At 66.2% G+C, this 5,899-nt stretch carries 8 protein-coding genes; 5 read left to right on the top strand and 3 right to left on the bottom strand.

From position 1 onward, the window contains the following. From ACIQ2E_RS11870 to ACIQ2E_RS11860, 3 genes are all read left to right on the top strand, one after another. A partial coding sequence (locus ACIQ2E_RS11870; protein WP_398330704.1) for a peptide chain release factor 3 occupies positions 1–1,162 on the top strand: 1,162 nt, incomplete at its 5' end. 110 nt (positions 1,163–1,272) lie between these two features. Beyond that, entirely contained in the window at positions 1,273–1,509 is a 237-nt protein-coding gene (locus ACIQ2E_RS11865) for a hypothetical protein (RefSeq protein ID WP_296366032.1), read from the top strand. Between the two features lie 74 nt (positions 1,510–1,583). Beyond that, positions 1,584–2,288 (top strand): CPP1-like family protein, encoded by a 705-nt coding sequence (locus ACIQ2E_RS11860; RefSeq protein ID WP_398330700.1) that lies wholly within the window; start codon positions 1,584–1,586, stop codon positions 2,286–2,288. Between the two features lie 3 nt (positions 2,289–2,291). Here ACIQ2E_RS11860 and hslO read toward each other — a convergent pair whose 3' ends face one another. Further along, on the bottom strand, positions 2,292–3,206 hold the full coding sequence (gene hslO / locus ACIQ2E_RS11855) for an Hsp33 family molecular chaperone HslO (protein ID WP_398330697.1): 915 nt from the start codon (positions 3,204–3,206) through the stop codon (positions 2,292–2,294). Between the two features lie 35 nt (positions 3,207–3,241). Next, complete coding sequence (locus ACIQ2E_RS11850) at positions 3,242–3,901, bottom strand: ABC transporter ATP-binding protein (protein WP_398330694.1); 660 nt, start codon at positions 3,899–3,901, stop codon at positions 3,242–3,244. Between the two features lie 87 nt (positions 3,902–3,988). Between ACIQ2E_RS11850 and ACIQ2E_RS11845 the strand changes: the two genes are divergently transcribed. Continuing rightward, entirely contained in the window at positions 3,989–4,450 is a 462-nt protein-coding gene (locus ACIQ2E_RS11845) for a DUF3531 family protein (RefSeq protein WP_398330691.1), read from the top strand. Positions 4,451–4,452: 2 nt separating this feature from the next. Continuing rightward, complete coding sequence (locus ACIQ2E_RS11840) at positions 4,453–5,229, top strand: 16S rRNA (uracil(1498)-N(3))-methyltransferase (protein WP_398330688.1); 777 nt, start codon at positions 4,453–4,455, stop codon at positions 5,227–5,229. A gap of 21 nt (positions 5,230–5,250) precedes the next feature. On the opposite strand, the gene ACIQ2E_RS11835 is transcribed toward ACIQ2E_RS11840, so the two are convergent. After that, on the bottom strand, positions 5,251–5,646 hold the full coding sequence (locus tag ACIQ2E_RS11835; RefSeq protein ID WP_398330685.1) for a hypothetical protein: 396 nt from the start codon (positions 5,644–5,646) through the stop codon (positions 5,251–5,253). Between the last annotated feature and the right edge of the window lie 253 nt (positions 5,647–5,899).

The following is a 5,899-nucleotide window of genomic DNA, read 5'->3' as shown; positions in this document are numbered from 1 at the left end:
GGAGCTGCTGGATGAGATCGAGCAGGATCTGGGCCTGGCCTGCTGGCCGGTGAACTGGCCAATCGGCAGTGGCGATCGCTTCCGCGGCGTGATCGACCGCCGCAGCCATCAGGTGATCGTGTTTGAGCGGGCCGAGCGCGGCCGCGCCTCCGAGGAGAAGCGGCTCAGCGTGGAGGAGGCCCGCAGCGGTGGCCTGGTGGAGCCGGAGCTGCTGGACCAGGCCCTCGAGGAGCTGGAGCTGCTGGAGGCCGCCGGCAACGAGCTCGACCTGGAGCTGGTGCATGCCGGCGAACTGAGCCCGGTGTTCTTCGGCTCGGCCATGACCAACTTCGGGGTGCGCCCCTTCCTGGATGCCTTCCTGGAGCTGGCCCAGAAGCCCACCCCCCGCAGCAGCAGCGCCGGTGAGATCGCCCCGGTGGCTCCGGGCTTCAGCGGCTTTGTGTTCAAGCTGCAGGCCAACATGGACCCCCGCCACCGCGACCGCGTGGCGTTTGTGCGGGTGTGCAGCGGCAAGTTCGAGAAGGACATGACGGTGCAGCACGCCCGCACCGGCAAGACCATTCGCCTCTCACGGCCCCAGAAGCTGTTTGGCCAAGACCGCGAGGTGGTGGAAGACGCCTACCCCGGCGATGTGATCGGCCTCAACAACCCCGGCATGTTTGCCATCGGCGACACCCTGTATCTGGGGCAGAAGGTGGAATACGAGGGCATTCCTTGCTTCAGCCCCGAGATCTTTGCCTGGCTGCGCAACCCCAATCCCTCGGCGTTCAAGAGCTTCCGCAAGGGGGTGAACGAGCTGCGGGAAGAGGGGGCGGTGCAGATCCTCTATGACACCGACCAAAGCAAGCGCGATCCAATCCTGGCGGCGGTGGGTCAGCTGCAGTTGGAGGTGGTGCAATACCGCCTCGAGAACGAATACGGCGTGCAGACCCGCCTCGAACCTCTCGGTTTTTCGGTGGCGCGCTGGGTGGTGGGCGGCTGGCCGGCGCTGGAAAAGGTGGGCCGGATCTTCAACTGCAAAACGGTGCGCGATGCCTGGGACCGGCCGGTGCTGCTGTTCAAGAACGAGTGGAACCTCAACCAGCTGGGTGAGGATCATCCCGATCTCGAGCTCAGTGCTGTGGCACCGGTGGTGAGTGGAGTGGAGCCGATCGCGCTCTGATCGCGCTCCCCTTTCCCGCCGATCCCCGATGGATCGCGGCCGCAAGCCACGGCGGCCCGTTGGCCCCGCCAGAATCTTTAAGAAGAAAGGTCACAACGGCGGTTCTGGCGATGGCGAGGCCCCTCTGGCTTGTACGACCCCGCAACGATGGCGGGTGTGACTACGTGAACTTCGTGCCCGGCTCCACGCCGGGTTCAGCTGCGGTGGAGATGCGCGAGGGCAGCCATCTCCCGCCCCAGATGCCTCTGCTCAAGCGCCGCTGCTGGCTGCAGCGTGATGAAGCGGAGCAGCAGCGCCGCCGCCTGCAGCTGGAAGGCGGCTTTCGCCACAGCGAACCCCTTTTCTGACTGTTCTGATCTAAGGCTTTGCCTCCACTCCCTCTCTAGGCTGAACCCATCGCACTGACACTTCCAGCCGCGGCATGACCCAGGGAACTGATTCAACCGGTGGCCCTGCCCAGCCTGGCTCCCTCGATCCCTATGTGAGCCTCGGCATCAGCCCCGATGCCAGCTTCGATGCTGTGCAGGCGGCCAAGCAGGCCCGCCTAGCTGAAGTTGGTGAAGATCCGATCTCGCGGGCGCGCATCGAAGCCGCCTACGACGCTGTGCTGATGGACCGGCTTAAGGAGCGGCAGCAGGGCAAGGTGAGTACCGCAGCGCTGACTGCCTCCCAGCGCGAAGCGGCTAAGCCTGCCGCCAAGCCCACGGCCGGTAAGCCAGCACTCCCTTCGATGCCAAGCCTGCCCGCCCTGCCGCGGCCGACCCTCAATCTCAGCGCATCAGCACTGCCGCGCGTTGCCCTGGCTGAGGGTCGTGAGCGCTGGCTGCCCGTTGCCGGTGGTGCGGTTCTGCTGGTGATCCTGCTGCTCTCGCCAGCTGCCAACGCCGAGCTTGTGCTTGCTTTTGCCACGGTGCTCACTGTGGTGAACCTGCAACGTCGGCTGGGTCGTTTGCTGCCGGCGGTGGGCTGGAGCGTGCTACTGCTCAGCGCCGGCCTCCTGCTCGGCGGCCTGCTGGTGAGCGCTATTGATCCCTCCCTGCCGTTGGGATTGCCGCTGGCACCGCCGCAGGTTCAGAGCTTGCCGGCGCTGGTGCTGCTTGTGCTTGGCGCCTTGCTGATCGCCTGAGTCTCAAGCGGCGGCCAGTTCGTTGATCAGCTCCTGCAGCTCGCCGCTGCCCACTTCGTAGATCTCGTTGCAGAAGTGGCAGGTCAGTTCTGCCTTGCCATCTTCGGCGAGCATCTCGCTCAGTTCGCTCTGGCCCAGCAGCTTGAGTGCGTTCACGCTGCGCTTGCGGCTGCAGGGGCAGTGGAAGGTGATCTCCTGGCTGGCTTCGGCGTCATCCAGCAGCTGGGGATCCAGATCCGGGAAGATCTCGCGCAGAAGAGCTTCCAGGTTGCCCTCACAGGCGGCGAGCTTTTCGCTGAAGCCACTGATTTCCTTGCAGCGCTCCTCCAGCAGGGCCACCAGCGCCGGCTCACGGGCTGCCTTGGGCAGCACCTGCACCAGCACACCGCCGCAATGCTTGAGGCCTGAGCTGTCGATCTGTTCGCCTACGAACACCGCTGAAGGAGTCTGTTCGGAGTGCAGCAGATAGGAGGCCACGTCGTCGCCGATGCCGCCGCTCACCAATTCCACGGTGGAGCTGAACGGCTCGCCCTCGCCTAGATCTCGCACCACATGCAGGTAACCGGTGCCAGTGGCCTGCTTGAAATCGAAGTGGTGCAGCCCATCGGCGTCCTGTGCCAGATCGAGTTCCAGTTCAGGGTTGCCCACGTAGCCGCGCACCGTGCCGTCGCGGCCGGCATCCACCATCAAGCCGCGTAGGGGGCCATCGGAAGCGATGCGCAGGTTCACCCGCCCGTGCCGCACCTTCATCGAACTGGCCAGCAGCAGACCAGCGGTCATGGCCCGGCCCAGCAGCGCGGTGGTGAGAAAGGAGAGGTTATGGCGCCGGCGCGCGTAGCGGGCGGTGGTGCTGCTGCTCACTGCCACCAGGCGGATCCCGCCGCCGGCTGCCGTTGCCCGCACCAACTGATCCGCCATCGCCTGTCTGCCTGCACCCGCAAGGGGCACTGTATTCAGCGCACGGGCTGCTCCAAGGGTTGCAGCACCCCGCCCTGCAGCCGGTAGCGCTGCTGCGGGTCCACCCAGGTTTCAAACAGCTCGGGTTCGTGGGTGACCACCAGCAGCACCCTTTCGCGCCCCAGTTCAGCCAGCAAACTCAGAATCTCGCCTCGCACCGACCAATCCAGCCCAGCGGTGGGTTCATCCAGCAGCAGCACCTTGGGGTTGCGCAGTAGCTGCACCGCTAGGGCCAGGCGGCGTTGCTGGCCGCCGCTCAGTGCCTCTGGCGCCTGCTGCAGTGAGATGCCGTCAAGGCCTACTTGGCGGAGCACGGCCTCCACCTTTTCTGAGGGCATGCGCCGCTGGCCGAGCTTCAGCTCCTGGCCCACGCTCAGGCCAAGGAAATGCCGCTCGGGGAACTGAAAGAGCAAGCCGCACAGCCAGCGCCGCTGCCGGGCGCTGAGCACCGCACCGTTCCAGAGGATCGAGCCGCCGTTGCGGCCGCCGGTGGGTTCTGCAAGTCCGCAGATCAGTTCCAGCAGCGTGGATTTGCCCGAGCCGCTGCGGCCGGCCACCAGGGCCGGCTTGCCCACCTGCAACTGCAGGTTGAGGCAGCGCAGCACCGGTTGCGTCGCGGTAGCCGGCTGGTACTGCAGCGACCTCAGCTCAAGCATCGAAGGCGCCATGCTCTGCGGGTGCCCCCAGTCTGCAGGTGCCACCAGCATGTTTGATGGTGGTAACGCTGCGCTGCGCTTGGTCCGATGGAGATCCGCTTTCGCGAATTTGATCCCTTCAACTGCTGGATCTGGCTGCGCTTCAGCCATGCCCCTGGCCAGGGGGAGCGGGGCTACATCGACACGGTGTTCGACAGCTGGTTTTTCCTCGGCAAGCTCGGCGGTTTCAATGCTGAAAACCTGCAGGTGCAGGACGAGGGCGCTGAGCTGAGCGGTATGGCCTACGACACCGACATGGCAGCGCGGGCCATGCCGGCCCTGATGCACAACATGGGCGAGATCGAATACCGCAGCGAATGGGCTCGCTGCTGGCTTGATCTCGGCACCAGTGATGCCCTGGCCATAGACGTGCTGATCAATACCCTGCGCCAGCTCGACACCGATGTGGTGGAGATCCAGGAGGTGCTGATCGGTGGGGTGAACGACGACTGGCCCGTGGAGGATCACCCCGATAACCCCTTCACCAGCCTTTCGGATCCAGACGCCTGACGATGGCCCGGGAACGGCGGCGTGTGCTGGTCCCGCCGGCGCGGCTGCGGGAGATGGATGGCCAAGGCTGCTTGGCCTTGAGCCCGGAGCACAGCCGCTACCTGTGCAAAGTGCTGCGTTACACCCCGGGCGACCGGTTTGCCGTGGTGGATGGCGCCGGCCATCTGTGGGATGCGGAGCTGCTGGAACACAACCTGGCCCGCTTGCTGCAGCCCCTCGAGCAGCCGCTGCTCCATGAGTCGCCCCCCAGCCCGGCTCTGGTGCTGGTGGCTGCTGTGGTGAAACGGGATTTCGATCTGGTGGTGCGGATGGCGGTGGAGCTTGGGGTGGATCGCCTGGTGCCGATCACCTGTGAGCGCACGGCCGTGCTGGGGCAACTGCGGCCTGAGCGCTGGCAAACCATTGCCGAGGAAGCGGCGGAGCAATGCGAGCGCCTGTGGCTGCCGCAACTGGATCGCCCCACCCCGCTGGTGCAGCTGATGAGCATGGAGCCGCCCGAGCCACCAGGTGCGGTGGCTCGGTTTTGGGCGACCACCCGGCAGGACGGCTTGCCGCGGCTCCCCGCCGCGCTCCAGCACGCGGCTGAGGGGGCGGGCCAAGCTCTTCAGGAGCTGTGGCTGGCCTGCGGGCCCGAGGGTGGCTGGAGCCCTGCGGAAGAAGATCAGGCCCGTGAAGCAGGGTGGATCCCCGTTCAACTGGGTTCCACGATCCTGCGCAGTTCCACAGCTTGTGTGGCCGGGACTGTTGTGCTCAGCCAGTGGCGCGGTGCTGGCGGTTGAGCCTGATCCGGTGGTGGTGAATTACTTTTTGCCGAACAGGCCGCCTGCCATGCTGCGGAAGCCCGCCAAGCTGGCTCCGCCGCGGCGGCGGCGCATGGGTAGCGCACCTCCGGCGGTGACGCACTCGGGAGCGAAGGTGGAGAGGGTGGCGACCGGCTTAGCGGCCTGTTCAGCCGCCAGTTCAGCGGCAATGGCTTCGGCGGTGGTGAGCACCTTGCCGCCCGCTGCTGCAGGGGCGGGAGCTTCAGCCGCAGGTGCCGCTGCCTTGAAGGCGACGGCCGCCACAGGTGACTCAGGTTTGGCCTGAGGCTTCTCGGCGGCCTTGCTGGGCTTGGCCACTGGAGCCACGGCAGCCGGCGTCGCGGGGGCCTTCTCATCGAGGTTGAGGAAGAAGCTGCCCTTGCGGTTGAACACCATGGCGCCGGTTGTGAGGCGGATGGCTGGATTATCCGTTGCCAGCGGGGCTCCCGGGCCGTTCCCTTAGGGCAGTGCAACAGAAGGGGCGCGGTTGTGTTGAGCTGGGGCCTGTGTTGTGTCGGCCTTGCGTGGGCCCGCTCGGAATGCTGGAGTTTCAGGTTCTGCTCAGTGGCGATCGGCTGCAGCACTGGGCCCTCGCGCTGCTGATCAATGCCGCGCTGATCGCCATGGCCCAGCGCCTGCCCCTGCTCAC

The organism is Vulcanococcus sp. (genome assembly GCF_044369115.1).
Taxonomy (GTDB): domain Bacteria; phylum Cyanobacteriota; class Cyanobacteriia; order PCC-6307; family Cyanobiaceae; genus Vulcanococcus.
This window is presented reverse-complemented; position numbering and strand designations above follow the sequence as displayed.

What these genes read in the sequence shown, in the direction of transcription:
- ACIQ2E_RS11835 (WP_398330685.1), bottom strand. Translation starts at nt 5,646, where the DNA reads ATGGTGTTCAACCGCAAGGGCAGCTTCTTCCTCAACCTCGATGAGAAG.
- ACIQ2E_RS11850 (WP_398330694.1), bottom strand. Translation starts at nt 3,901, where the DNA reads ATGCTTGAGCTGAGGTCGCTGCAGTACCAGCCGGCTACCGCGACGCAA.
- ACIQ2E_RS11860 (WP_398330700.1), top strand. Translation starts at nt 1,584, where the DNA reads ATGACCCAGGGAACTGATTCAACCGGTGGCCCTGCCCAGCCTGGCTCC.
- ACIQ2E_RS11840 (WP_398330688.1), top strand. Translation starts at nt 4,453, where the DNA reads ATGGCCCGGGAACGGCGGCGTGTGCTGGTCCCGCCGGCGCGGCTGCGG.
- hslO (WP_398330697.1), bottom strand. Translation starts at nt 3,206, where the DNA reads ATGGCGGATCAGTTGGTGCGGGCAACGGCAGCCGGCGGCGGGATCCGC.
- ACIQ2E_RS11845 (WP_398330691.1), top strand. Translation starts at nt 3,989, where the DNA reads ATGGAGATCCGCTTTCGCGAATTTGATCCCTTCAACTGCTGGATCTGG.
- ACIQ2E_RS11865 (WP_296366032.1), top strand. Translation starts at nt 1,273, where the DNA reads ATGGCGAGGCCCCTCTGGCTTGTACGACCCCGCAACGATGGCGGGTGT.